Origin of the sequence: Corallococcus sp. AB011P, from assembly GCF_003611605.1 — a bacterium.
Taxonomy (GTDB): domain Bacteria; phylum Myxococcota; class Myxococcia; order Myxococcales; family Myxococcaceae; genus Corallococcus; species Corallococcus coralloides.
In genome coordinates this window covers 179,594-203,684 of record NZ_RAVX01000002.1, presented here as the reverse complement: position 1 = coordinate 203,684, position 24,091 = coordinate 179,594, and the positions used below count along the sequence as shown (strand labels likewise).

The window sequence follows — 24,091 nt, the reverse complement described above, 5'->3', positions numbered from 1 at the left end:
CCCGGATGGCGGGCAGGCAACCAATTCACGCCCCACTCTATGCCGGACCGGTGTGGGGCGGGGTGGGCCCGTGAAGGCCAGGGCACGAAAACGCACAGGGCCGGCGCGGGCGTGATGCCCGTGCCGGCCCCGGTGTGGGTGCGCCCCTGACTCGGGGGCGGACGTCAGTGGAGCTTGTTGTAGAGCGCGTTGACGAGGCTGCCGTCATCGCCGCTCAGCTCCCAGAACATCGCGCCGCCCAGGCCCTTGGACAGGATGTAGTCCGACTTGGCGTTGATGCTCTGCGTGTCGTCGTAGGCCACCCAGATCTTCGTGGACGGGCTGTAGACGTAGGCCTGCTTGCTCTCCGGGTGGAAGAACTTCGTGTAGCCGGAGCCCGCGCGCTCGTAGTTGGCCTTGAGGTCCTTGTAGTCGAACACGCCGGTGAGGCCGGACTGGCCGTCATCCCAGGTGCCCTTGGTGGGGACGCCGGACTGGAACAGGCCGTTGTTCACGTTGGGCACGTTGCCCCAGCCGCGGCCGTAGAAGGGCACGCCGACGACAATCTTGGAGGCGGGCACGCCCAGCTGGAGCATCTTGGCGATGGAGCCGTCCGTGTAGAAGCCGTCGTTGGCTCCCGGGTCACCCGTCACGCGGTCGAGCGCGGAGTGGAAGTTGACCGTGCTCTCGAAGGCGCCGTGGTAGTCGTAGGACATCACGTTGATCCAATCGAGGATGCCGGCCAGCTTCACGGTCTCCTGCTTGTTGGCGAGCAGGTCCGGCGATGCGCCCGACGCGATGGTGAGCAGGTAGGGCTGACCCGTCTGCGCCGTCACGGCGGCCAACTGGGTGCGGAACTCCTGCATGAGCAGGGTGTAGTTCACCTTGTCCGCGGGGCTGCTGATGTTGTCCGGCAGGCCGCCGCCGGTGGGGTACTCCCAGTCCACGTCGATGCCGTCGAACACGCCCACGCCGTTGGCCGGGGTGACGCCGGGGAACTGGCCCTTCACGTACAGGTCCACGCAGGACTTCACGAACGCGGTGCGAGCCGCGGCGGTGGCGGCGACCTGGGAGAAGTACTTGGACCAGGACCAGCCGCCAATGGAGATGAGCAGCTTGAGGTTCGGGTTCGTCTTCTTCAGCTCCTTGAACGCGCGGAAGTTGCCGCGCAGCGCGCCGGGGTCCCACTCACCGGGGAAGCCGAAGCCCTTGTCGATGTCCGCGAACGGGTCCCCGAGGATGCACTTGCCGTCCGGGGTGATGTTGGAGAAGGCGTAGTTGATGTGCGTGAGCTTCGACGCCGGGACGTTGGAGACCTGGTAGTTGCGCGCGTAGATGCCCCACGCGGTGAAGTAGCCGACGATGCGCTTGCCGTCCGGCGGAGGCGTGCCGGGCAGCTCCACCACGACGCTGACGGTCTTGGTGCCCACGTTGCCCGCGGCGTCATAGGCCTTCACGGTGTACGTGTACGTGCCGTTCTGCGCGGACGTGGAGAACGCGCGCGTGAACGACGACGCGGTGGCGACGAGCGTGCCGTTCTCCAGGATTTCAATCTTCGTCACGCCCACGTTGTCCGTGGCGCTGGCGGAGACGGTGACGGAGCCCGCGGCGGTGATGCGCGACGCGCTGGCGCTGGCGGTGACGACGGGGGCGGTGACGTCGCCGTTGGAGGGGATGGCGACGGTGACGGTGACGGTCTTCGAGCCCACGTTGCCCGCGGCGTCGTACGCCTTCACGGTGTACGTGTACGTGCCGTTCTGCCCGGAGCCGGAGAAGCTCCGCGAGTAGGAGGACGCGGTGGCGACGAGCGTGCCGTTCTCCAGGATTTCGATCTTCGTCACGCCCACGTTGTCCGTGGCGCTGCCGGAGAGGGTGATGGAGCCCGCGGCGGTGACGCTCGTGCTGCTGCTCGACGCGGTGACGACGGGCGCGGTGGTGTCGCCACCGCCTGTCACGGGGCCCAGGTCCAGCCACAGCGCCGCCACGGCCGTCGGCGTCCAGTCCGCCTGGGACGTGTGGGCCTGACGGCACTCATAGACGCGGCCTTCATAGGTGACGCGCGTGCCCACGGAGTAGGCGACGCCCACGGCCCACGCGGCCTCCAGCGGCGCCTTCATCACGCTGCCCGGGCCCTCGGCTTCGGGAGCGAAGGACTCCTGACCACAACCGGCGACGGTCAGCGCGGACGCCACCAGGCCCACAATCCATTTGCTACGACGCATTCGTGTTCTCCTCGCCTGCGGTACACGCGGAAGGAGTCACGCACCCATTTTTCCGGGTTAATGGCTGGCGTTGGATTTTGCCTGTCCGTTCACCCAGGTGGTGTGGACGGAAAGGTCCGGCTTCAACAGCACGAGGTCCGCGCGATGGCCGGGAGCGATGCGGCCCCGGTGGCCATGCAGCCCCATGAAGGTGGCGGGATGGAGCGAGGCCATGCGCAGCGCTTCCTCCAAGGACACGTTGAGCACATGGACGCAGTGGCGCACGGCGGCCGTGAGGTCGATGTCCGCGCCCGCGAGCGTGCCGTCCTCCGTCTCCAGACGGCCGTGGCGGCGCAGGATGGTGCGTCCCTGGAGGGTGAAGGACGTGACGGGCGTGCCGACAGGCGGCATGGCGTCCGTGACGAGGAACACCTTGCCCGGCGGTTTGACCTTGAGGAGCAGGCGCAGGTTGTCCGCGTGCACGTGCACGCCGTCCGCGATGACGCCGCACCACGCGTCGTCATGGGTGAGCGCGGCGACGACGGGGCCGGGCTGGCGGTTCATCACCGGAGGCATGGCGTTGAACAGGTGGGTGAAGCCGCGCACGCCTGAGTTCAGTGCCTGGGTGGTGCGCTCGCTGGTGGCGGCGGTGTGGCCCGCGCTGAGCACGACGCCGGAGTTGGCGAGGCGGCGCAGGGTGGCATCGTCCACGCACTCGGGAGCGAGCGTCATCAGCACGCGGCCGCCGTGCGCGGCGAAGCGGCGGGGCAGGGCGGTGAGGTAGTCGAGGTCGCGAGGGTCGGGCGTGCGGATGAACGAGGGCACGTGGACGCCGGCGCGCTCGCGGCTGATGAAGGGGCCTTCCAGGTGGATGCCGAGGACACCGCTGTCGGGGCGCGCGGTGGCGGTGAGCGCGGCCTCGCAGGCTTCGCGCATGCGGGCGGCGTCGTCGGTGATGAAGGTGGGGAGCAGTCCCGTGGTGCCGCACGTGCGCATGGCGGAGGCGATGGCGAGCGCGGCCTCCTCGGTGGGCGTGTCGTTGAAGAGCACGCCGCCCGCGCCGTTGACCTGCACGTCCACGAAGCCAGGGGCCAGGAGTGTGTCACCGGGAAGCGTGTGCACGGTGGCGCCGGTGGGGAGTCCGGTTTGGGGCACCACGGCGCGGACGGTGCCGTCCTCGATGACGACGGCGTGACCTTCGAGGACCTGGTCCCCGGTGAAGACGCGGGCGCCCTGGAGGACGGTCGTCATCACACGGTCTCCGTGACCTTGCGCAGGTGCGCGGGCGCATCCGGGTTCAGGCCTCGCGCTGTCGCGAGCTGATGCACCGCGAAGTAGAAGCTCTGCACCTGGCAGAGCGGTGCGATGGCCGCGGGGAGGTCCGGCAGCGTGGGTAGGGCTTGCGCGCCGGGGACGGGCAGGGCGGTGTGGACGTTCGCGCCCAGTTCGACCATGCGCTGCACGACGTCGCGAGTGCCCTGCGCGGCGTTGTCCTCCTGCCCCAGCGCGAGCACGGGGAAGCCCGGCCGCACGAGCCCGAGCGGACCATGGAGGACCTCCGCGGTGCTGAAGGCTTCCGCGTGCAGGCGGCACGTCTCCTTGAGCTTGAGGGCCATCTCCAGCGCGGCGCCCAGGCCGCTGCCCCGGCCGACGACATAGAGGCTGCTGGCGTCCTTGAGCGTCGCGAGCGCCGGCCACCAGTCGAGCTTCCCGGCGGCCTCCAGCGCGTCCGGGAGCCGTCGGGCGGCATCGTGCAGCTCCGCGGAGTCCGACCAGTGCGCGACGAGCTGGAGGAAGGCGAGCCCGGAGAGCAGATAGGACTTGGTGGCGGCGACGCTGTGCTCGGGGCCGGCGGACAGCGGGATGTGCACGTCGCACAGCGCGGCCAGCGGAGAGGCTTCGTCGTTGATGAAGCCCAGCACGACGGCGCCTCCCGCGCGGGCGGCCTCGGTCATGCGCAGGAGGTCGGGGCTCTGGCCGGACTGGGACACGGCGATGAAGAGCGCGTCGCGCAGCTCCAGGGAGCGCGTGTGGTAGACGGACGCGACGCTGGGGCCCAGCGAGGCCACGGCGCGGCCCAGCGTGGTCTCGATGAGGTACTTGCCGTAGACGGCCGCATGGTCGGAGCTGCCCCGGGCGCAGGTGACGACGAAGCGGGGCGGGGTGCGGCGCAGGCGGGCGCCCAGGTAGGCGAAGGTGTCGCGGCAGCGTTCGAGCTGGCGGCGGGCGGCGGCCGGAGCCTCGGCGGCCTCGCGTGCGAGGGCGGGGAGGGAGGGGTTCTTCGGGGTGGGGTCCACGCGCAGGGGGATAACAGCCTCCGGGGGGGGACGGGTGGAGGAAGGCGCTTGGCGTGATGCGTCCGACATCCGGGATGCCCTGACGTCAGGCGGGCCCTGGAGCGGGCAGGCACTCCGGCCGGTATCACCGGGGCTCACCGCGCTGACGACGGGAGGCGATACTGCTCTGGCCGCGCGGCTTGACGGTGCGAGAGGGGCGGAGGAGAGAGGACGTCATGCTGAAGACCGCCCTGGGCCGTTTCCGCGCCGTTGCCTTCTGGGAAGGCCTGTCCTTCCTGGTGCTGCTGCTCATCGCCATGCCGCTGAAGTACGCGCTGAACATGCCCCTGGGCGTGCGCGTGGTGGGCATGGCGCACGGCCTGCTGTTCGTGGCGTACCTCTACACGCTGATGATGGCGGCCATCGAATACCGCTGGGGCGTGAAGCGGATCGCCGTGGCCTTCCTGGCCTCGCTCGTGCCGGGCGGGACGTTCTGGCTGGACACGCAGTTGCGCGGTGAGGCGCTCGCGCTGGAGACGGCGAAGACGCGCTGATTCACCACCTGCCGACAATGACCGGCAGCACGACTATCAGCATTGCCCAGAGGAATGGAGGCGTGTTGAGCACGATGCCGATGATGGCGGGCACGACGACCCGGGGACTGAGACGGCCCTTTTCCCGGATGAGCGCCGCGACGCCACAGGCCAGGCCCAGCGTGACGCCGACCAGGAGGATGATCAGCCACAGTTCGGACGTGGTCCTACGGTCCGCCAGGTAGATGCCTCCCGCGGTGAGGAAGGCGAGCAACCAACTGAACTGGGCCAGGTATTCGCCCAGGGTGGAGCGGTTGCTGGGAATGATGGCGCCTGTCGCCAGCAGGTGTTTCCGGCACGCCCGGCAATGCGCGGGCTCACTGTCCGGCGCGATGCACGACCGGCACATGAAGGCACCGCAGCGCGAGCACGCCACCATCGCGACCCTGGAGTGCAGGGCACAGCGCGGCTGCGCGTTCGGCTCGTTGCCAGGAATGGGGGCCGGTGTGGATGTCATTCGCCGCGAAGCATAGACGGCGGTCCGAGAATTCCTTGGCGCGTTGCTTGCTCAAGGCCCGTGCGGGGGCGATTGACCCGAGGGTCTGCCCGACGCAGGCTGAGGGTCATGGGACGTCATACCGACAAGGTTGGAGACGCCTTCCCCCGGGCACCTTCTCAGGAAGAGTGGGATCGGATGGGGCAGGAGGAGCGGGACCGGGTGGTGGCAACACTGCCGGGTGAGGTGACGTACGAAGAGATGGCGATGCCCGAGGGGGACAGCCATCAGGAGCCCAAGCTGCTCGCACGCGAGGCGCTCCGAGGCTATTTCAAGCGCCGTGGACGCAAGGCCTACGTAGGCGCTGAGTTGCCTGTGTATTACCCGGCGGAACGACGCTTCGCGCCGGACCTGTTGGTCGTGCTGGACGTCGAGAACCATCGCCGCAAGAAGTGGCTGGTCAGCCACGAGAAGCACGGGCTCGACTGGGTGATGGAGATCCACGTCGGGGGCGACCGGAAGAAGGATGCCGAGCTCAACGTGCGCCGGTATGCCCGTCTGGGAGTTCCCGAGTACTTCATCTTCGATGGGGGACGGCTCACGCTGGAGGGCTATCGGCTGGCGACACCGGATGCGCGCGTCTACACGCGCATGGAATCCCGGAACGGACGCTTCATCTCGGAGGTGCTGGGACTCGAACTCCAGGTCGAGGGCGAGGACGTGCGTTTCTGGGCGGGCAACGCGCCGCTGCTGGTCTCCGAGGAGTTCATCGAACGCCTGGAAGATCAGACAATGAGCCTGCAACGGCGTGCCCAGGAAGAATCCCGGCGTGCGGAGGAGGAATCCCGGCGCGCGGATGAAGAATCCCGGCGCGCGGACGAGGAAGCCCGGCGGGCGGAGGAAGAATCCCGGCGCGCGAATGATGCCGAACGCCGCTTCAAGGAACTCGAGGCCGAACTCGCCCGGCTCAAGAAGTCCCAGGGCTGAATCACAGTCATCAGGCGAGGGTGAACGCCCTCGCCAATGTCAGCACCTCCACGCGCGTGGCCCCCGCTTCCCGCAGAGCTATCGCGGCGGCCCGCGCTGTGGACCCGGTGGTGAACACGTCGTCCAGGAGCAACACCTCCTGCCCCTTCACCGCCCGCGACGCGACGAACGCTCCGGCCACGTTGCCCGCGCGCTCCGCTTCACTCAGCCCCACCTGCCGGCGCGTCTCCCGCGTGCGTTTCAGCCAATCCACCGGCGCCGTCCGCCCCGTGGCCTTCGCCAACTCCCCCGCGAGCAGGTGCGCCTGGTCGTACTGCCGCTTCCGGAAGCGCCGCACGTGCAGCGGCAACGCCACCACGCACCCGGGCGCGGTCCTCAGGAACCGCCGCGCCTCGTCCGCGAGCAGCGCCCCCAGCGGCGCCGCGAGGTCCGGGTGGTCCTCGTACTTGAACCGGTGGATGGCCCGCGCCACCGGCCCCTCGTGCGCGAAGGGCGCCCAGGCCCGGCTGAACGGCGGCGGCACCGCCCGGCACCGGAGACAGGTGTTCCCCGGGAACGCACCGGGCTCCGCGCACGTCCGGCAACACACCGGCGGCAGCCGCTCCAGCGCCGTGTCACATGTCTCGCAGAACACCGCGCCCACGCCCGGCAGCACCTTCGCGCAGGCCAGACACATGGGCGGATAAACCAGGTCCAACAGGGCCTTCCACATCACCGGGCCTCACAGGGGCAGTTCCTCCCGCGCCCCTCGTGCGAGCCCCGTGCCGCTCACTCCGCCGTGCGGCCTCGCGTCTTGTACGTGAGCACCGGCGCCAGCGTTGCCACCACCCTCACCAGCCCCGCCTCCACCAGGTCCGTCACCACGCGGTCGATGGCCTTGTACGCAGGCGGTGCCTCCTCGAAGAGCAGGTCCCGGTCCTCGCACACCACGTGGCTCTTGAAGGACGTGCGCGTCAGTGACTCCGCAGTGAAGCGCTCCTTCAGCCGCTCCCGCGCCGCCGTGCGCGTCCACTTGCGTCCCGCGCCGTGCGCCAGGCTGTACGCGCTCTGCTCGCCCGTGCCCACCGGCAACACCAGATAGCTCAGTGCTCCGCGGCTGCCGGGAATCACCACCGGCCCTTCGTCCCAGGGCGCCGCGCCCTTGCGATGCAACCACCCCACGCGTCCGCCCTCATGCCGCGCGGTCACGCTGTTGTGGCACACGTCCAACACCCGCCGCCCCGTCGCCCCAATCCCATCCAACGTCCGCTGCGCCACCAGCGCCCGGTTCGCCTTCGCCCACAGCACCGCGCCGTCATGCCGCTTGAGGTATGCGCGCGCCTCGTCCGAGTCCGCCGCCAGTCCGCCCGCCGCGTGCCGGTCCACGTGCGTGCGCAGGATGGCCTCGCCCAGTCCGCGCGACCCCGAGTGCACGAGCAGCAGCAACCGCTCCTCCCGCAGGCCCAGCGCCTCGAAGACGCGCGTGTCGTGCACCTCCTCCACCCGCTGCACCTCCGCGAAGTGGTTGCCGCCGCCCACCGTTCCCAGCGCCGACTCGAAGCCCGCGCCGCTCGCGCCGTGCTCCGCGAGCACCGCCTCCGTGTCCCCCACCCACGGCCCTTCCAGATTCAACTTCGCCGCCCACCGCTCCGCCTTCGCCTTGCGCGTCAGCAGATCCACGTCCCACAACCCCATGCCACAGCCGATGTCGCTGCCCACGAGATAGGGATAGAGAAAGCCCTCGGATTCGAAGGCCGCGCCCACCGGAGCGCCCTTGCCGGGATGCAGGTCTGGCAAGCCCACCGCGAGTCTCATCCCGGGCAGGCGCGACACGGCCTCCAGTTGGCGGACGGCCTCGCCCTCCACCCAGGACTGGGGCGAGGCGATGATGCGCACGGTCGCGGCCGTGGAGGTTTCAGAAGAGGGCGTGTTCATGATGGCCGCTCCGACGCGGTCCCTTCACGCGCCCTGACGCCCAGGTCCCCAGCGCTTCGGGGAGGCCTGCCCGGCCGCCTACTTGTGGTAGGGCTCGCCCTTCAGGATGGTGAACGCGCGGTAGAGCTGCTCGATGAGCACCACCCGCGCCAGCCGGTGGGGCAGCGTCATCCGCGACAGCGACATCACCTGATGCGCCGCGCCGCGCACCGAGTCGTCCAGGCCCTCGTCCCCGCCGATGACGAAGAGCAGGTCCTTCGAGCCCGTCTGCGCCTTGGCGACGTAGCGGGCGAGCTCCACGGAATCCAACAGGGTGCCGCGCTCGTCCAGCGCCACGATCCAGTCCTGCGGCTTGCGCTTGCCGAGGATGGCGGCGGCCTCCGCGGACTTCGCCTCGCCGGGCTTGAGCTTGCGGCCCGACGCTTCGTTCAGCTCCAGCAGCTCGAAGCGCGTGTAGTGCTCGAGCCGCCGCGCGTACTCCTGCACGGCGGGCTCGAACAACCCGGAGCGGTCCTTGCCGATGGAGAGGAGGCGGACCTTCACGGCCTTAAGACAGCTTCACCCGGGGCGCGTCCGCCCACAGCCCGTCCAGGTCGTAGAAGGCGCGCACCTCGCCGTTGAACAGGTGGGCCACGACGTCGTCGTAGTCCAGCAGCACCCACTGGCCCGTCTCCAGGCCTTCCGTGCTGATGGGGCGCAGGGGCTGCGCCTCCTGCTTGAGCTGCACCTGGACGTTCTCCGCCATGGCGCTCACCTGACGGTCGCTCTCGCCGGAGGCGATGACGATGTAGTCCGCGTAGGACGTCATCCCGCGCATGTCGAGGATGACGACGTCCGTGGCCTTCTTGTCCAGCAGCAGGTCGCCGATGCGGCGCGCCAGCTCACGCGCCTTCGCGTTCTCAGCCGGCTTGGGCAACGGCGGCGGGGGGGCGGCCTTCGGGGCCTTCTTGCGCGCGGCGGCGGTCTTCTTGCGCGGCGGCGGACGCACGCCCGGCTTCGCCTTCTTGGCGGCCGTCTTCTTGCGGGCCGGAGCCCGGGTCGCGCTCTTCGCCTTCGCCTTCTTGGATGCAGGGGTCTTCTTCTTCGTGGCCATGTGGCGGATACCCTAGCGCACCCTTGGCAAGCTTCCAGCGCTCCTCTAATGGGTTCCGTCCATGAGCGACGCCCGCCTGGAGCAGTTCAAGAAGATGACGGCCCAGTTCCCCGACGCCCCCATGGCCTGGTTCTCCCTGGGGAAGCTCCACCTGGAACGCAAGGAATACGACAGCGCCATCCAGACCCTGGAGACCGCCGTCCGCCTGGACCCGAAGTACGCCGCCGCCCTCGTCTCCCTGGGGGATGCCTACGCGGGGGCCGGCCAGACCGCCAAGGCGAAGGAGGTGCTCACCACCGCCCGGGACCACGCGCTCGCCCAGCAGCACCCCAGCCTGGCCGAGGAAATCGACGAGCGCATCGCCGACCTGGACTGATTGGATTTCGCTCCTAGTCCTGGTCCCGCCAGGTGAAGCCCACGCCAAACACCTGGCGCGTGTAGCGCAGGTCGTTGCGCGGCAGGCGCGTGCTCCAGAGGCCCCAGGACAGCTCCAGGTCCACGCGGGCGGAGACGGGCCGGGCCAGCTTGAGGGACAGCGAGTTCTGCCCCTCGTCTTCCTCCACCAGGATGATCTCCGGCGACAGGAAGATGCCGTCCGGGTAGCGCGCCAGGCCCAGCGTCCCCTGCGCCAGCAGCGTCACCCGCCACGGCAGCCGCACCCCGGCGCTGCCGACGAGCCGGTGGCGCATGGCCGTCTCCCCGAAGCTGTTGGAGCTGACCTCCTGGAAGGCATAGGAAAGCGACAGCTTCACCGGCCCCCGGTACGTGTAGCCCGCGCCCGCCACCAGCGCGCCGTCCTGCCGCCGCACGGGGGACGTGCTGACGCCCGGGAAGGGCCGGGCGAAGGGGCCGTAGCGGCGCGAACCCCATTCGCCGAACACGCTCAGTGTGTGGCGCGGGCTCAACCGGTAGCGGCCCAGGACGCCCACCTCCGGGCCGCCGAAGTCGGCCGTGTGGTCCGGGCGGTACACGAAGCGGCGGGCGCCCAGGCGCACGCGCAGGGCCAGGCGCACGTCCGGGGCGTACTCGGCGAAGAGGCTGGTGCCCAGGTCCGAGTACGCGCGGCTGCCGCCCCGCCGGTCCTTGGCGTGGCCTTCCGCGCCCACGCCCCACTCGGTGCCCAGGGCGAGCGAGCCCTCCAGCGCGCCCGCCTGCACCAGCGTGTCCTCGTTGTCGTAGTCCAGGTACTTGCGCGCACCCAGCTCGTACCGGCCCACCACCTGGGCCCGCTCGCCGGTGCCCCGGCCTTCCGCCACGCCCAGCACGCCCAGCGCCAGGTCCGCGCCGGGGCCGGGCGTGGCGCCGTCGGAGAAGTCGCGCGGGGCGTTGCTGTCCACGAGCAGCCGGCCGGTGCCCCGGAGCGAGCCCTGCCACTCGGCCGCGCGCGCACCTCCGCCCCAGGGCATGCAGAGGGCCAGGAGGAGCGGGAGGAGGCGACGGTCCAAGACGCGCGCACCATACTCCGGCCCGCTGGCATCCCCACGCTCGCAAGTGCCCCGTGCGGCCACGTCGTCCCCGGGACACCCGGGTGTGCCCGCGGTCGGTGACGCCGCACCCGGACGCCCGGTACATTGGGGCCATGTCTTACGCGTCCTTCCTCGCGGCGGTGGCCGGCCTGGGGCTCGTCGCCTGTTCCCCGGCGTCCTTCACCACGGAGATCCAGGGCGAGGCGACGGTGCCCGCGAACCCCTCCGGCACCTCCACGCTCCTCAATGCCTTCCCCTCCATCAGCAGCTTCTCCGCGCTGGACTTCAACGAGAACCAGGACTTCAAGAACCGCGACGTCACCAAGGACGAGGTGACGCGCGTGCAGGTGAAGTCGATGAAACTCAAGGTCCTGAGCCCGAACGACCAGGACTTCGGCTTCCTGGACTCGATGGAGGCCGTGGCCCGCGCGGGCAACTCCGAGTCGCGCTTCGCGGGGCGCGACGGCATCGCGGGCCTGGGCCTGGGCCCGCCCAACCCCACGGTGGGGTTGAACACGGACGGCAGCGTGGACCTGAGGCCCTACGTGGCCGCGCCCAGCATGTCCATCATCCTGCGCGGCACGGGGCGCCTGCCGGAGCGCGAGGTGCGCGTGCAGGCCACGGTGGTGCTGGAGGTGGAGGGCGGCCTGCTGTAGCGGCCCCCCGTTGCTTCAGGGCGCCAGCGTCTTCGCGCGGCGCTCCAGCGTGCCCGCGCGTCCGTCCAGCTCGCTCGCCAGGGACTCCAGCCGCGCGGCTTCCTGCTCCAGCGAGGAGAGGTCCTCCAGGCCGCCCGCGGCCAGCGCCTGGGCGCGCACCGGGTCCACCTGGGGCCGCCGGTCGCTGGCGGTGACGCCGGAGCCTGTCCCGCCCGAGGCCGGATCGGCTCCGACCCCCGGACCCTTGGTCGGGTCGCCCGCGTAGTTCGGCGTCTCCGCCAGCGCGTCGCCCGGGATGACCTCCGGCAGCCGGCCGCCCCGCTGGGTGGGGGCCACCTGCAGGCCCTGGTTGCCCATCGCACGCAGGCGCAGGCGGCGGTCCTGGTCGTCGAACATGGACTCCTCGCCCAGGAAGTCGTTCATGCGGCGGTCCAGGTCGCGCTCCTCGCGCACCTCGGTGATGCGCGCCTTCAGGGCCTGGAGCCGCTGGCGCACCTTGTCCTGGGTGTCGCGCAGCGCGTCCGCCTGCGCGAGCAGGTCCTCCGGATCATCCCCGCGCGCCGCGCCATCCAGCGCCGGCACCTGGGAGGCGGGCAGCGCCGCGCGCACGGCCTCGCGTTCGCCGCGCACGGACCGCATCTGCTCCACCAGCCGCGCGCGCTGCGTCCGGTCCGTCGTCGCGTCCCACGCCGCGCGCAGCCGCGTCAGCTCCTGGGACAGCGCGCCGTGCAGCGCCAGGTGCGCGCGCTCCACCTCGCCGTCCGCGCCGGACACCGACTGCGCCAGCCCCGTGAGCTCCCCGCTCAGCTCCTGCGAACGGCGCAGCGCGGACTCCAGCTCGCCGCCCGCCGTGAGCTTCCCCTGGCGTTGGGCCTTGAGGGCTTCGATGCGCGCGGCCAGTCCGTTGAGCTCGTCGCGCAGCCCCTGCTGCCGGGTGCGCAGGGTGCGTGCCTCCGTGCGCGCCGACTGGGCCTGCGCGCGCGCCTGCTCCAGTCCAGACGTCGCCCCGGCGGGAGCGGCCACGAACAGGCTCAGGAGGAGGGGGAGGGCACGCAACATCATCGGGGGACACAGTCAGCAAGGCGGATGCCAGTCCCTTCCTCCTACCCCGTTCCCAGGTCCGACGGAAAGCGCCCTGGTTCCGGGCACCTGCACGGGCAGGGTGGGACGGGGTGGGTGGGCCGGACGGTGGAAAGTCATGGGACCGGGGCGCGGGTGACGGATTTCCGAGGCCCCCCGGGCGCGGGCACCTCTCCTTTGCCTCCGGAGCCGCCTACGGAGCCTCCTCGGGGCGTTCGCCGCGCGGCAGGAAGCCGTACTTCTCCAGCTTGTAGTAGAGCGCGGAGGTCTTGATGCCCAGCAGGCGGGCGGTCTCCGTCTTCACGCCGCCGGCCTTCTCGTAGGCGCGGGCGATGAGCTGGCGCTCCAGGTCCTCCAGGATTTCCGGCAGGGGACGGTCGCCCTGGGGCACGGGCAGCCCCGCGTCCATGCGCGGCGTCTGGCCGGCCAGGTGCGAGGGCAGGTCCTGCGGAGTGAGCGTGTCGCCCTCGGCGAAGACGAGCGCCTGCTCCATCACGTTCTCCAGCTCGCGCACGTTGCCGGGCCACGCGTGGCGGGTGAGCGCGTGCAGCGTCGTGTCGTCGATGCCGGTGATACGCCGGTTGACCCTTGGCGCGTGCTTGGCGACGAAGTGGCGGGCGAGCGCGGGCAGGTCCTCGGGGCGCTCGCGCAGGGGCGGCAGGGTGAGCGGGACGATGTGCAGCCGGTAGTAGAGGTCCTCGCGGAAGCGGCCCGCCTTCACCTCCGCCTGGAGGTCGCGGTGCGTGGCGCTCACCACGCGCACGTCCACCTTGAGCGTCTCCTCTCCGCCCACGCGCTGCAGCTCCTTCTCCTGGAGCACGCGCAAGAGCTTCGTCTGCACGGAGGCGGGAATCTCTCCAATCTCGTCCAGGAAGAGGGTGCCGCCGTCGGCCAGCTCGAAGCGGCCCAGCTTGCGCTTCACCGCGCCCGTGAAGGCGCCGCGCTCGTGGCCGAACAGCTCGCTCTCCAGCAGCGTCTCCGCCAGGGCCGCGCAGTGCACCACGACGAAGGGGCCGTCCTTGCGCGGGGAGCGCTGGTGGAGCATCCGGGCGACCAGCTCCTTGCCGGTGCCGCTCTCGCCGCGCACCAGCACGGTGGCGTCGCTCGCGGCCACCTTGCGCACCTGGGCGAGCAGCTTCTGCATGGGCTCGCTGTCGCCCACCAGGTCGCGGTGGGTGAGGGCGGCGTCGGCGTCGTGCGCGTCCGTGCGGGCGGTGAGGCGCTCCACCTGCCGGCGCGTGGCGGACAGCTCCAGGCCCTTGTCCACCTTGGCGCGCAGCACCTCCGGGGGGAAGGGCTTGGTGATGAAGTCGTAGGCGCCCTCCTGCATGGCCTGCACGGCGGTCTCGATGGTGCCGAACGCCGTCACCACCATGACGACGGCGCCAGGGTCCGCCTGCTTGAGCGCGCGCGTCACGGCGATGCCGTCCATACCGTCCATCTTCAGGTCCGTGACGACCAGGTCGAAGGGGCCCTTCTTGTACGCGGCGAGCCCGTCCGCCCCGCTCCGCACCGCGGACACGGTGTGGCCGGAGCGGGTGAGGGTGACGGTCATGCCCTCGCGGAGGGTGTCGTGGTCGTCGATGACGAGGATGCGGGCCATGCGCCTGCTCGGGAAGGAAGGGTGGGGTGCCACCGGTGGGTGGGCGGCGGAATGCACACGCCAGGCCACCCTACACCGGACCTGCCGGGGTGCAGGTGGGGCCTGCCGTGAAAGGGCTGGCGTCCCGGGCCCAAGCGGGTGTCTATCCCGGCGCATGGCTCCCGTCTCCGCTTCCCCGGCTGTCCTCGCAGAACTGCTCGCGCGCCACGTCCCCACGGACGACAAGGAGCGCGAGGACCTTTCGCGCATGCGCCACCTGGCCACGTCGCTGAACGAGCCCTTCTCCCGCTCGCAGGTGGAGGCGCACTTCACCGGCAGCGCGGTGGTGGTGGATGCGGCGGGCGGACGGGTGGCGATGCTGCACCACGCGAAGCTCAAGCGCTGGCTGCAGCCGGGGGGCCACGCGGAGGCCGGAGACGGAGGCGACATGGAGGCCACCGCGCTGCGCGAGGCCCGTGAGGAGACCGGCTGCCGCGTGCACCTGCATCCCACCGCGCCGCGCCCGCTGGACGTGGACGTGCACGTCATCCCCGCGCGCAAGGACGAGCCGGAGCACTGTCACCTGGATGTGCGCTATCTCGTGGTGGCGGAGGACCCCGAGTCGCTCGCGCATGATCCGGCGGAGTCGTTCGGCATCCAGTGGCTGGGCTGGGACGAAGCGCTGACGCGCGCGGATGAAGCGCCGCTGCGCCGCATGCTGCTCAAGGCCCGCACGCTTGTTCATCCTGGGTCTTGACCGACGTTGACCCAGGCAATGTCAATTGGATGAACGTCCAAAGCCGGAAATCCTGAATCCTGGCAGTGGAGTTCGCGGAGTTTGAGACAGAACCAGGCTGGAGACCCGTTTCATTTCCCAGGGGGCCTGGATGAAACACAGACATCCCGTCACGCTGATGAGGCTCAGGGTGGAGGGGGGCGGCCATGACGGCTTGTCGTCCACCCGGGAGCAGGAGCACGTCTCATGTCGTCTCCGGCCGGAGTGTCCCATGGCGCCGCCGTGGAGGGATTTCCTGTTTCGTCCTTGATCCAGGGGGACGTCTCAAAGCGGTATCAGCCCGCCGCCTTGAAACGCACGCCTCATCCTCTCTGGATGGAGACGATGCTGGGGGCGCTCAAGCCCGCGTGGGACGCGGCGTGCATGCCCACGCTGTTCCGGGAGACGGCGGAGGGACGGCATCCGCCCCTGCGTGCGTGGCAGCGGTTCCTGGAGCGCTGCTTCCCCATCGTCGAGAACTTCCCCAAGTACATGGGGCTGTCGCTGGCGAAGACGACCTACGGCGTGCGCCCGGGCGACGCGAGCATCCGCCGCTGGCTCTTGCAGAACCTGGGCGTGGAGGCCCGTCACGCCGAGTGGTGGATCGACTGGATGCAGGCTTTGGGAGTGGACGCCCCCAGGGCCTTCGAGACACCGCTGACGCCGGAGGTCCGGGCGCTCCACCAGCACCTGCTGGCCACCTGCCTCGGCGGGTCGCTGGCGGAGGGCATCGCCGCGTCCAACTGGGCCATCGAGGGAGTGACAGGCGTCTGGACGCGCGCCGTGGTGGAGCCCTTCACCGCGTATGCCCGGGACGGCGTGCGCATGGACGCCCACGCGCTGCGCTGGCTGCGGGCGCACGCCCGTTATGACGACGCGCATCCGGACGAGGCGCTGGAGATCCTCAAGCTGACCACGGACGTAACATCGGACGAGCCGGTGCGCGTGGAGCTCGCCGCGCACCGGTCCCTGATGTTGCTGGCGCGCGTGTTCGAGTCCTGCCGCGAGGCGTGAGCCCCCCGAGCGGGCTGAAGCATCCGTTTCATTGGCGGTGATGACACAGGTCGCGATGCACGCCGGTCCGGCCTTCCGCTGGACCGGACGGGGGGCGTACGCACATGAATGAAACTCAAGACATCCGGGAGCTGGCCTGGCGTGGGATGTGGTTGTTCCTGCGGTGGGTGCTGCCGCCCTCCATCGTCTGCGCCTACCTCATCGCGATGGCGGTGGGGCTGTCGAGCCAGGAGGGATTGCTCGTCACGGCCACCGTGCTGCCGTTCATCGTGCTCGTGTTCGGGCTGCTGCATCCCTATGTGACGCTGCGGTGGCTGGCGGGCCAGGCCTTGCGGCGTCGCCCCGGGGATGGACCGGGAGACCGGCTGCGGCGCGTCCTGGAGCTGCCCTGGCGCTCCATGGTCTTCACCACCTGCGCGGCGTGGACGCTGGGCGGCTTCTTCTTCAGCCTCCCGGTGTGTCTGTGGTTCGGCAAGGACTGGTTCCGGCTGGGGCTGGGCACGCTCATCGCGTTCTGCTTCGGCGTGGTGGTGGCGTTCCCCATCGCGCTGGGGCTGGAGCGGCTGGCGCTGCCGTGGGCGCTGCGCGAACAGGACGCGCATCCGGAGACGGCGCCCGCGGGCTCGGGCCTCTTCTGGCCCCGGCAGTCGTGGTTCCTGCCGCTCACGTTCCTGTCCACCATCTTCGCCACGGTGGTGCTGAGCGCGTGCGTGGTGGGGGTGAAGCTGCTGGGGGTGCGCACCCAGCTGAAGGAGGTGCTGCTGGCGGACGGGGCGTTGCGGGCCGCGTCGCGGCTGGATGATGTGGGCAGCTCGCTGTTCGCGGACCTGGGCTTCGCGCTGCCCTGGGTGGGCGCGCTGGTGTTCGTGCTGCCGGCCTGCACCACGTGGATGCTGGCGAGGCGGCAGGCGACGAGCGCGGGCGCGGTGCATGGCGCCATCTCCGGCCTGGCGTCCGGGCGGATCCGCTCGCCGCGCTGGGTGTCCACGGACGAGATGGGCGACCTGGCGTCGGGGATGAATGGGGCGCTGTCCCGGCTGCGGAGGTTTCCCCGGCTGCTTCAGACCTCCGCGCAGCGGCTGGGCGAGGCCGGAACGGAGCTGCGCGTGTCGAACGACGAGCAGCAGCAGGGCCTCACCCGGCAGGCGGCGGCGCTGCACGAGGCGCAGGTGACGTCGGAAGAGCTGCGGCGGGCGTCGCGCATCGCCTCGGACTCCGCGGAGGAGGTCCTGCGCGTGGCCCGCCGTGCGGAGGCGATGGGCCAGCAGGGCGAGACCGCGGTGGTCCTGAGCCTGGAGGGGCTGGCGGCCATCCGCGGCGCGGTGTCCGGCATCCAGCAGCGGCTGTCCCGCCTGGAGGAGAGCACGGTCCAGATTGGGGAAATCACCGGCGCGGTGAAGGACCTGGCGGACCAGTCCCACCTGCTCGCCGTCAACGCGGCCATCGAGGCGGCGCGCTCGGGCGAGGCGGGGAAGGGCTTCGCGGTGGTGGCGAAGGAGATCCGCGGGCTGTCGGACCAGTCCGTCCAGGCCACCCGGCGCATCCGCAACATCCTCGCGGAGATCAGCCAGGGCATCCGCGACGCGGCGTCCATGAGCGAGCAGGGCGGCCGTCAGGTGGCCGCGGGGTTGGACCAGATGCGCGCCTCCGGCGAGTCCCTGCGCGCGCTGTCGCACAGCTCGCAGGAGAGCTCCGATGCGGCGCGGAAGATCGCCAACGCGGTGACGCAGCAGAACGCCGCCTTCGCGCAGATCGCCACCGCCATCGCGGACCTGTCGCAGCTGATGGACGGCACCCTGCGCCGGCTGTCCTCCACGCAGGAGGCCACGCGGACGTTGCAGGTCGTCTCCGGAGAGGTGGGGCAGATGGCGCTGCAGTTCGACGTCCAGGAGGCGGAGTCCGTCAGTACGCCGGTGCCGCCACAGCTCCGGGGGCGGGACAGGGCAGCGACAGCGTGAAGACGGTCTCTCCCGGGCTGGAGCGCAGGGAGAGCTCGCCGCCGTGGGCCCGGACGATTTTGCGCGCGAGCGGCAGGCCCAGCCCGGTGCCCTGTTCGCGGGTGGTGAAGAAGGGCTCGAAGATGCGCTCACGCTCGGCTTCGGGCACGCCCGGGCCCGAGTCCTGGACGTCGATGGCATAGCGCCCGTCGCGCACCTCGCCGCGGATCCGCACGTGGCTTCCGGCGGGCGCGGCCTGCACGGCGTTCTTCACCAGGTTCACGAGCGCGGCGGTCAGCAGGCTGCCATCCGCCTCCAGGTGCGCGGGCGCGGCGGCCACGTCCAGGGCCACGCCCTTGTTGTGCGCCTCCGCGGAGAGCAGCTCGCACGCGTTGGAGACGAGGTCGGGCGCTTCCATGGGCGCACGCGCCAGCGGCTGTTCGCGGGCGAAGGCGAGGAAGTCCTCGACGATGCGCTGGAGGTAGGCGACCTCGCGCTGGATGCGGTCCACGTGGCTGTTCGCGTCCGCGTGGGCGCCCGCGCGCAGGTCCTCCTGCAACAGGCCGGAGAAGAGCGCGATGCCGCCCAGCGGGTTGCGCACCTCATGGGCCACGCCCGCGAGCATGAGCTTGAGCTGCCGGTCCCGGCTCTCCAGCGCGCCGCGCATGACCTCCAGCTCGCGCGCGAGCACGCCGATTTCGCGGGTGGGCTCCGGCGGCACGGGTGTGGCCAGGTCACCCCGGCCGATTCGCAGCGCGGAGTCCATCAGCCGCCGCAGCGGACGGGCCAGTCCCTGGGCGGTGATGACGGCGATGATGGCGAGCGCGACGAGCGCCACGGCGCTGGCCATGACGAAGGTGCGCCACAGCCGCCGCAGCGGTCCGAAGAAGGCCGCGCTGCCCTCCACGCCGATGGCGCCCACCACCTGTCCGTCCTGGACCACGGGGGCATAGCCCGTCTTGTAGAGCAGCCCGTCGGAGCCGGTGAAGAGCACCTGACTGGCGGCGCGCCTGCCAGCGAGGACGCGCGTCAGCTCCAGCCGGTCGCGCGCGAGGTCCGGCAGCTCGATGCCCACGGGCAGGTTGCCGCCCGCGTCCGCGCGCACGCGACCCCGCGCGTCCACGGCGTAGACCCGGCGCACGCCGCTCGCGGTGCGCACGCCATCCAGCAGGCGCACGAGGGCGCGCCAGGTGCGGGTGCCGGACACGTCGTCGCCGGGCTCGATGGTGAGCATGCGCTCGCCGCTGACCTGGCTGGCGGTGGCGGCGGCGAGCGCGGACAGGCTCGCGCCCAGCTCGTCCTCCAGGCTCGCGCGGGCCAGCGCGTACACGGAAGCGCCCGCGAGCGACAAGAAGAGCAGGGTGGGCAGGAGGAACGCCAGCAAGAGCCGCGCGGACAGCGAGCCCAGCGCGTCCCGCAGACGGGAGGAAGGGGGTCGATGCGTCATCGGGGCGGTGCTCCTGGCACCCCTGCATCAAACGGCATGCCCCCGTCCGTGGCCAGTCCTCGTTCCGCGTTCCGGAAAGCAGCGGGGAATCCCCCGGAGGAGGGATGGCGTGGGCCGCTGGGGATGTCTTGGATGGGACACGCGTGAATGTCCCGTGCGTCAGGAAGTGGCTCCCGAAACACGTCAGACACGACTGGTAGATGTGAGTGATTGAGGGGGCGCGTCATGCTGACAGGATGGCTGGGACGATTCAGCGCGGGGCTGGTGCTGGTCCTGTCGCTCACGGCCTGCGGGACGCCGGGCTCCCGGACCCTGCCGGTGGGGATGCACGGCTACGGGCGCTATCACAGTGCATCCCCGGCTTCGTTCAAGCGGGATGGCGCCTGGGGCGGCGCGGGTCCGAGCGGCACCGTCGGAGGAGAGGAGTTGGGCCGCTACCTCGCGTTCATCCGCGAGAAGCGAGCCGCCTTGAAGCAGCCCGCCGTGATGGAGACGGAGCGTCAGGTGGGCCATGCCGCGCTCAACGACCTGATGCTCTGGGCGTCCGCGCGGACGGAGGAGGAGCTCGCGCGGGACGAGCCGCTGGAGGTGTACCTGCGGCTGAAGGCGAAGCACGCCCGGGCCCTGCTCGAGGACGGCAAGCGGTCCGCGCGGGCGGAGGCGAAGCTGGAGGAGTTCTATCGCTGGGCGGATGCGCGCCGTCAGGTCCTGGCGGACGCGCACTTCCGCCGGCTCGGGAGCGATGGGCTGCTCACCGAGAGCGCGCTCTACGAAGAGACGCAGCTGGCGCTGGTGGATGCGGTGCTGGACTGGGCGTCCACGCACACGGAGGATCCGGACTTCCCGCGCAAGAGCCCCAGTGAGGTGGCGCTCTACCTGCTGGCACGCGACAGCCTCCTTGCGTCCGCGGTGGAGGCGGGCCGCTTCGAGCCTCCGGTATGGGATCCGGCGCGAGAGCCTCCGGGCATTCCGCCGGAGGAGGTGGTGCTGGAGATCGCCCTGGGGCTGCTGCCCGTCACCGGAGAGGTGGCGGACGTGGGCGGCGTGGTGCTGGGGCAGAGCCTCCTGGGATACCCGCTGACGGACGGCGAGCGGCTGCTGTGCGCGGTGAGCGTGGCGCTGCCGGTGGTGTCGGGGCGCCTGCTGTCGGAAGGCGCGCAGGGGGCGGAGCGCGTCGCGCTGCTCACGGGGCGGAGCCTGCGTGAGGTGCAGGTGTTGCAGCGGGTGGTGCAGCACCTGTCGCCGCGGGAGGCCCAGGAGCTTCGCCAGGTGCTGCGCGCGGCGGGACGCGGCGAGTCCGTGTCCGCGGAGGACGTGGAGAAGCTGCGGGCCCTGGCGAAGCGGCTGGAAGTGCCGCTCGCGGAGGCGGGGCGTGTGTTGGCCCGGGGCAAGCGCGTGGCGCTGGTGGGCTCACGGGCGACGGCGGAGGGCGCGCGGCTGGTGCCGGGCAGCGCGGAGCACCTGGCGCAGGCGTGGGTGGACTACCAGTTCCGTCACCCGGAGAAGTACCGGAGCTTCAGGTACGCCGTGGATCCGGAGTGGGAGCGGCTCTACCAGACGGTCATCAAGAACAAGGGCGCGGGCAGTGCGTTCGAACAGTCCGTGCTCCAGAGCGGGAAGCTGCCGAAGAACACGGACCTCTTGTTTCCGCCGCCCGGCAGCAAGGCCCAGGGCTTCGTCCCGGATTCCGTGACGGGACACAAAGGCGACCTGGTCTGGGGCAGCCCCTACGACTTCGTCGAGGTGAAGGGCCGCAAGGAGCTGGCGCTCACGGGCAATGTGGAAGCCATGCTGGACTATGTGAAGCGTTATGGTGGTTCCATTGAACTCTGGATCCGCTCCGCCAAACATCCCGAGGGCGCGACACGGCTCACGAGCCCACTGCGAAAAGAAATCGAAGAACTCAAGCAATTGGGCCGTGCCAACATCCGGTTCTTCCCTTGAGGGTGGTTGATGGCTCTGCGCTATTTGAAGACCCGGTTCTCACTGCCCCCAGGTGTGCCGCCGACGAACACCATTCGTGAGCTCATCAGCCGGTTCTTTTTGGGAGGCCGCTGGTTTCAACCCGTGCGCTACGGGGGCGTCGGCATGAGGGAACGGTTGGAGCCCGGCTCCTTCAATCCGGATGTCCCTACGGTCTTCTACGACGAGTCCAAACACTTCTTCATCGGTGCCAAGACGGATCGGGACTTCATCCATATCTCCCCGGAGCGCTTCGGGGAGTACCCCTTCGCCGGAGCATTCTCCTGGATGACGTCCATCGTGGAAGCCCGGAAGGCCCGCTGGCGCGACGCCCATCTGCGTCAGGTCGTCGAAATCATGCACCTGCTGGGCTCTCCCCTTGCCCAGTCCGGAATCGATGACGACTTCGACCGCAAGAACTGGCGTTTGGTCCCGCACGAGGATGGCTTCGGCTCCAGCCTCGAATTCAACGTGCGCGACTACAGCGAAGGCCTCTCCGGCCTCTACTGGCGCAACATCTTCGGCGCCCCCTTCGTGGACCTCTTCGGCCCGCGCCTGGACGCCATCCCCGCGTCCCAGCGCCAGTCACTCGACGGGGGGCTCGTCCTCGTCCAGCCCTATGAGCTCCCCACCCAGGCCATGACCCCGGAAGGCGACGCCGCGGAAGGCCAGCTCATCGCCACCCTGGGCCGCGACGCCTTCTTCGACCTGCCGACCCTCACGAAGCCCACGCGCGTGCCGGACGTGTCCTGGATGCTGCACAATCACTGACGCCCCCAGACGTCAGTCGAACATCGCCGCCAGCGCTTCGCTCAGGGTCTCCACGCCCACCACCTGGAGCTTCGTCTTCTCCACGCGCCGCGCGCTGCCCGCCGGCAGCACCACCCGCTGGAAGCCCATCTTCGCGGCCTCCGCGAGCCTCGGCTCCACCTGGCCCACCGCGCGCACCTCGCCCGCGAGCCCCACCTCTCCCAGCACCAGCGTCTTCGCGTCCAACGGACGGTTCTGCAGGCTGCTCACCAGCGCCGCGCACACCGCCAGGTCGCACGCCGGTTCGCTCAACTGCATGCCGCCCGCCACGTTGACGAACAGGTCGCAGCCCACCAGGGGAATCTCCTCCTTCTTCTCCAGCACCGCCGCCAGCAGCGCCACGCGGTTGCCGTCCACGCCAATCGCCGTGCGCCGCGCCGTGCCGTAGCCCGTGGGCGCCACCAGCGCCTGCACCTCCACCAACAGCGGCCGCGTGCCGTTGAGCGTGCTCGTCACCACGCTGCCGGACTTGCCCTGCGGACGCTCGGAGAGGAACAGCGCGGAGGGGTCCGCCACCTCCATCAGCCCCGCGCCCTTCATCTCGAAGACGCCAATCTCGTTGGTGCTGCCGAAGCGGTTCTTGTGCGCGCGCAGGAGCCGGAACGGGTGGCCGCGCTCGCCCTCGAAGTAGAGGACCGTGTCCACCATGTGCTCCAGCACCCGGGGGCCCGCGATGGAGCCTTCCTTCGTCACGTGGCCCACCAGGAACGTGGGCACCCCGCTGCGCTTGGCGAACGCCATCAGCCGGCCCGCCACCTCGCGCACCTGGGTGATGCTGCCCGGCGCGTTGCCCAGCTCCGGCAGGTACATGGTCTGGATGGAGTCCACCACCAGCGCCTGCGGCTTCAGCGCCTCCGCCGCCTGGAGCACCCGGTCCGCGTCCGTCTCCGCGAACAGGTGGATGGCCTCACTCTCCACCCGCAGGCGCTCCGCGCGCATCTTCGTCTGCCGCAGGCTCTCTTCACCCGACACGTAGAGCACCGGCCCGTGCCGCGACAGCTTGTCCAGCGCCGCCAGCAGCAGCGTGGACTTGCCGATGCCCGGGTCGCCGCCCAACAGCACCAGCGAGCCGCCCACCACGCCGCCGCCCAGGACGCGGTCGAACTCCGTGATGCCCGTGCGCCGGCGCACCTCCGTCTCCGCCGTCACGTCCTGCAGCTTCACCGGCTTGGAGGCGCCCCCGGACGCACCCCACGCCGGGCGCTTGTCGTCCACCTTCGCTTCGGTCTCCTCCAGGAGCGAGCTCCAGGCCCCGCAGTCCGGACACTTCCCGAGCCACTTCGCCGTCTGGTAGCCGCAGGCCTGACAGGTGTAGTGCGTCTTCGCCTTCGCCATGGGTTGGAGTGTCTACCCCAGACCCCTGACGTTTCCCCGCCTCATGCGCGCGCCATGCCAGGAGAGCAGGCAAGCGTCATGGCGTGGATCAGGTAGCGAGTTGCCCTACAGGGCGGGGCATCCCACTTTCTGGTCCACGGGCGACGCGAAACAGCGCGCCCCCCACACAGGGAGAGTGCCATGGGGATTATCGCGTTTCTGGTGATTGGTCTGGTCGCGGGTCTCATCGCTCGGGCCATCATGCCGGGCAACCAGTCGATGGGGCTCATCGCCACCACGCTGCTGGGCATCGCCGGCTCGTTCGTGGGCGGCTTCGTCGGGTCGCTGTTCTCCCGTGACGGCCGGGTCTTCGACCTGCATCCCACGGGCCTGTTGTTCTCCGTCCTGGGCGCACTGGTCGTGCTGTTCCTCGTGGGGCTCGCCGGCCGCGGCCGTCGCGTCCACGTCTAGTTCGCAGGCTCCTCGACCGATGAGGCGGGAAACAGGCAGGGACGTCCGTGTCACGCACGGACGTCCCTTCTGTTTTGCGGGCTTCCCAGAGGGGAAGG

The 24,091-nt window shown here is 70.5% G+C and carries 23 protein-coding genes; 10 read left to right on the top strand and 13 right to left on the bottom strand.

Annotated features, from left to right (window positions below; all coding sequences use genetic code 11):
- Positions 1 to 164 precede the first annotated feature (164 nt).
- Genes D7X30_RS06120 through D7X30_RS06110 form a run of 3 tightly spaced genes read right to left on the bottom strand, consistent with a single transcriptional unit; the run spans position 165 to position 4,477 of the window.
- Positions 165 to 2,201 carry a glycosyl hydrolase family 18 protein gene (locus tag D7X30_RS06120; protein WP_120561914.1) on the bottom strand — a complete coding sequence of 679 codons (2,037 nt, stop codon included), beginning with the start codon at positions 2,199 to 2,201 and terminating at the stop codon, positions 165 to 167.
- A gap of 57 nt (positions 2,202 to 2,258) precedes the next feature.
- On the bottom strand, positions 2,259 to 3,431 hold the full coding sequence (nagA, locus tag D7X30_RS06115; RefSeq protein WP_120561913.1) for an N-acetylglucosamine-6-phosphate deacetylase: 1,173 nt from the start codon (positions 3,429 to 3,431) through the stop codon (positions 2,259 to 2,261).
- Positions 3,431 to 4,477: an SIS domain-containing protein gene (locus D7X30_RS06110; protein ID WP_233591421.1), complete on the bottom strand. Its 1,047-nt coding sequence runs from the start codon at positions 4,475 to 4,477 to the stop codon at positions 3,431 to 3,433. Before D7X30_RS06110 ends, nagA begins: the two co-directional genes overlap by 1 nt.
- Before the next feature lie 215 nt (positions 4,478 to 4,692).
- Between D7X30_RS06110 and D7X30_RS06105 the strand changes: the two genes are divergently transcribed.
- Positions 4,693 to 5,010 (top strand): DUF3817 domain-containing protein, encoded by a 318-nt coding sequence (locus D7X30_RS06105; RefSeq protein WP_120561912.1) that lies wholly within the window; start codon positions 4,693 to 4,695, stop codon positions 5,008 to 5,010.
- 1 nt (position 5,011) lies between these two features.
- Here the strand turns inward: D7X30_RS06105 and D7X30_RS06100 are convergent, their stop codons facing one another.
- Positions 5,012 to 5,506 carry a hypothetical protein gene (locus tag D7X30_RS06100; protein WP_120561911.1) on the bottom strand — a complete coding sequence of 165 codons (495 nt, stop codon included), beginning with the start codon at positions 5,504 to 5,506 and terminating at the stop codon, positions 5,012 to 5,014.
- 108 nt (positions 5,507 to 5,614) lie between these two features.
- Between D7X30_RS06100 and D7X30_RS06095 the strand changes: the two genes are divergently transcribed.
- The gene (locus D7X30_RS06095) at positions 5,615 to 6,472 is read left to right on the top strand and encodes a Uma2 family endonuclease (protein ID WP_120561910.1); all 858 of its coding nucleotides are present in this window, start codon (positions 5,615 to 5,617) and stop codon (positions 6,470 to 6,472) included.
- 10 nt (positions 6,473 to 6,482) lie between these two features.
- Here D7X30_RS06095 and D7X30_RS42220 read toward each other — a convergent pair whose 3' ends face one another.
- The 4 genes from D7X30_RS42220 to rsfS form a co-directional block, all read right to left on the bottom strand.
- Entirely contained in the window at positions 6,483 to 7,184 is a 702-nt protein-coding gene (locus D7X30_RS42220) for a ComF family protein (protein WP_199724189.1), read from the bottom strand.
- Positions 7,185 to 7,240: 56 nt separating this feature from the next.
- The gene (locus D7X30_RS06080; RefSeq protein WP_120561909.1) at positions 7,241 to 8,386 is read right to left on the bottom strand and encodes an RNA ligase RtcB family protein; all 1,146 of its coding nucleotides are present in this window, start codon (positions 8,384 to 8,386) and stop codon (positions 7,241 to 7,243) included.
- A gap of 78 nt (positions 8,387 to 8,464) precedes the next feature.
- Positions 8,465 to 8,929, bottom strand: a complete 465-nt coding sequence (locus D7X30_RS06075; RefSeq protein WP_014394001.1) for a 23S rRNA (pseudouridine(1915)-N(3))-methyltransferase RlmH — start codon at positions 8,927 to 8,929, stop codon at positions 8,465 to 8,467.
- A 4-nt stretch (positions 8,930 to 8,933) separates the two neighbouring features.
- Complete coding sequence (gene rsfS, locus D7X30_RS06070; protein WP_199724188.1) at positions 8,934 to 9,479, bottom strand: ribosome silencing factor; 546 nt, start codon at positions 9,477 to 9,479, stop codon at positions 8,934 to 8,936.
- Between the two features lie 61 nt (positions 9,480 to 9,540).
- On the opposite strand from rsfS, the gene D7X30_RS06060 reads away from it, so the two are divergent.
- Complete coding sequence (locus tag D7X30_RS06060) at positions 9,541 to 9,855, top strand: tetratricopeptide repeat protein (RefSeq protein WP_120561908.1); 315 nt, start codon at positions 9,541 to 9,543, stop codon at positions 9,853 to 9,855.
- Positions 9,856 to 9,868: 13 nt separating this feature from the next.
- Here D7X30_RS06060 and D7X30_RS06055 read toward each other — a convergent pair whose 3' ends face one another.
- The gene (locus tag D7X30_RS06055; RefSeq protein WP_199724222.1) at positions 9,869 to 10,885 is read right to left on the bottom strand and encodes a hypothetical protein; all 1,017 of its coding nucleotides are present in this window, start codon (positions 10,883 to 10,885) and stop codon (positions 9,869 to 9,871) included.
- 173 nt (positions 10,886 to 11,058) lie between these two features.
- On the opposite strand from D7X30_RS06055, the gene D7X30_RS06050 reads away from it, so the two are divergent.
- A complete protein-coding gene (locus tag D7X30_RS06050) occupies positions 11,059 to 11,601 on the top strand; it encodes a hypothetical protein (RefSeq protein ID WP_199724187.1) in 543 nt (180 codons plus the stop codon).
- Between the two features lie 15 nt (positions 11,602 to 11,616).
- Here the strand turns inward: D7X30_RS06050 and D7X30_RS06045 are convergent, their stop codons facing one another.
- Both D7X30_RS06045 and D7X30_RS06040 read right to left on the bottom strand, forming a co-directional pair.
- Positions 11,617 to 12,663, bottom strand: coding sequence for a TetR family transcriptional regulator (locus D7X30_RS06045; RefSeq protein ID WP_120561905.1), 1,047 nt, complete (start codon positions 12,661 to 12,663; stop codon positions 11,617 to 11,619).
- 211 nt (positions 12,664 to 12,874) lie between these two features.
- Entirely contained in the window at positions 12,875 to 14,284 is a 1,410-nt protein-coding gene (locus D7X30_RS06040) for a sigma-54 dependent transcriptional regulator (protein WP_120561904.1), read from the bottom strand.
- A 154-nt stretch (positions 14,285 to 14,438) separates the two neighbouring features.
- Here D7X30_RS06040 and D7X30_RS06035 point away from each other — a divergent pair, with 154 nt between their 5' ends.
- From D7X30_RS06035 to D7X30_RS06025, 3 genes are all read left to right on the top strand, one after another.
- The gene (locus tag D7X30_RS06035) at positions 14,439 to 15,020 is read left to right on the top strand and encodes an NUDIX hydrolase (protein WP_120561903.1); all 582 of its coding nucleotides are present in this window, start codon (positions 14,439 to 14,441) and stop codon (positions 15,018 to 15,020) included.
- A gap of 327 nt (positions 15,021 to 15,347) precedes the next feature.
- Positions 15,348 to 16,052, top strand: a complete 705-nt coding sequence (locus tag D7X30_RS06030; protein WP_233591419.1) for a TenA family transcriptional regulator — start codon at positions 15,348 to 15,350, stop codon at positions 16,050 to 16,052.
- A 104-nt stretch (positions 16,053 to 16,156) separates the two neighbouring features.
- Positions 16,157 to 18,010: a methyl-accepting chemotaxis protein gene (locus D7X30_RS06025; RefSeq protein ID WP_120561901.1), complete on the top strand. Its 1,854-nt coding sequence runs from the start codon at positions 16,157 to 16,159 to the stop codon at positions 18,008 to 18,010.
- Here D7X30_RS06025 and D7X30_RS06020 read toward each other — a convergent pair.
- Positions 17,955 to 19,436 (bottom strand): HAMP domain-containing sensor histidine kinase, encoded by a 1,482-nt coding sequence (locus D7X30_RS06020; RefSeq protein ID WP_120561900.1) that lies wholly within the window; start codon positions 19,434 to 19,436, stop codon positions 17,955 to 17,957. The two genes, D7X30_RS06025 and D7X30_RS06020, sit on opposite strands and share 56 nt — an antisense overlap.
- Before the next feature lie 225 nt (positions 19,437 to 19,661).
- On the opposite strand from D7X30_RS06020, the gene D7X30_RS43545 reads away from it, so the two are divergent.
- Together D7X30_RS43545 and D7X30_RS06010 are read left to right on the top strand one after the other, a co-directional pair.
- Entirely contained in the window at positions 19,662 to 21,380 is a 1,719-nt protein-coding gene (locus D7X30_RS43545; RefSeq protein ID WP_120561899.1) for a hypothetical protein, read from the top strand.
- Positions 21,381 to 21,524: 144 nt separating this feature from the next.
- The gene (locus D7X30_RS06010) at positions 21,525 to 22,169 is read left to right on the top strand and encodes a hypothetical protein (RefSeq protein WP_147443127.1); all 645 of its coding nucleotides are present in this window, start codon (positions 21,525 to 21,527) and stop codon (positions 22,167 to 22,169) included.
- A gap of 12 nt (positions 22,170 to 22,181) precedes the next feature.
- On the opposite strand, the gene radA is transcribed toward D7X30_RS06010, so the two are convergent.
- The gene (gene radA, locus D7X30_RS06005; RefSeq protein ID WP_120561897.1) at positions 22,182 to 23,543 is read right to left on the bottom strand and encodes a DNA repair protein RadA; all 1,362 of its coding nucleotides are present in this window, start codon (positions 23,541 to 23,543) and stop codon (positions 22,182 to 22,184) included.
- 180 nt (positions 23,544 to 23,723) lie between these two features.
- On the opposite strand from radA, the gene D7X30_RS06000 reads away from it, so the two are divergent.
- On the top strand, positions 23,724 to 23,993 hold the full coding sequence (locus D7X30_RS06000) for a GlsB/YeaQ/YmgE family stress response membrane protein (RefSeq protein WP_120561896.1): 270 nt from the start codon (positions 23,724 to 23,726) through the stop codon (positions 23,991 to 23,993).
- Positions 23,994 to 24,091 lie beyond the last annotated feature (98 nt).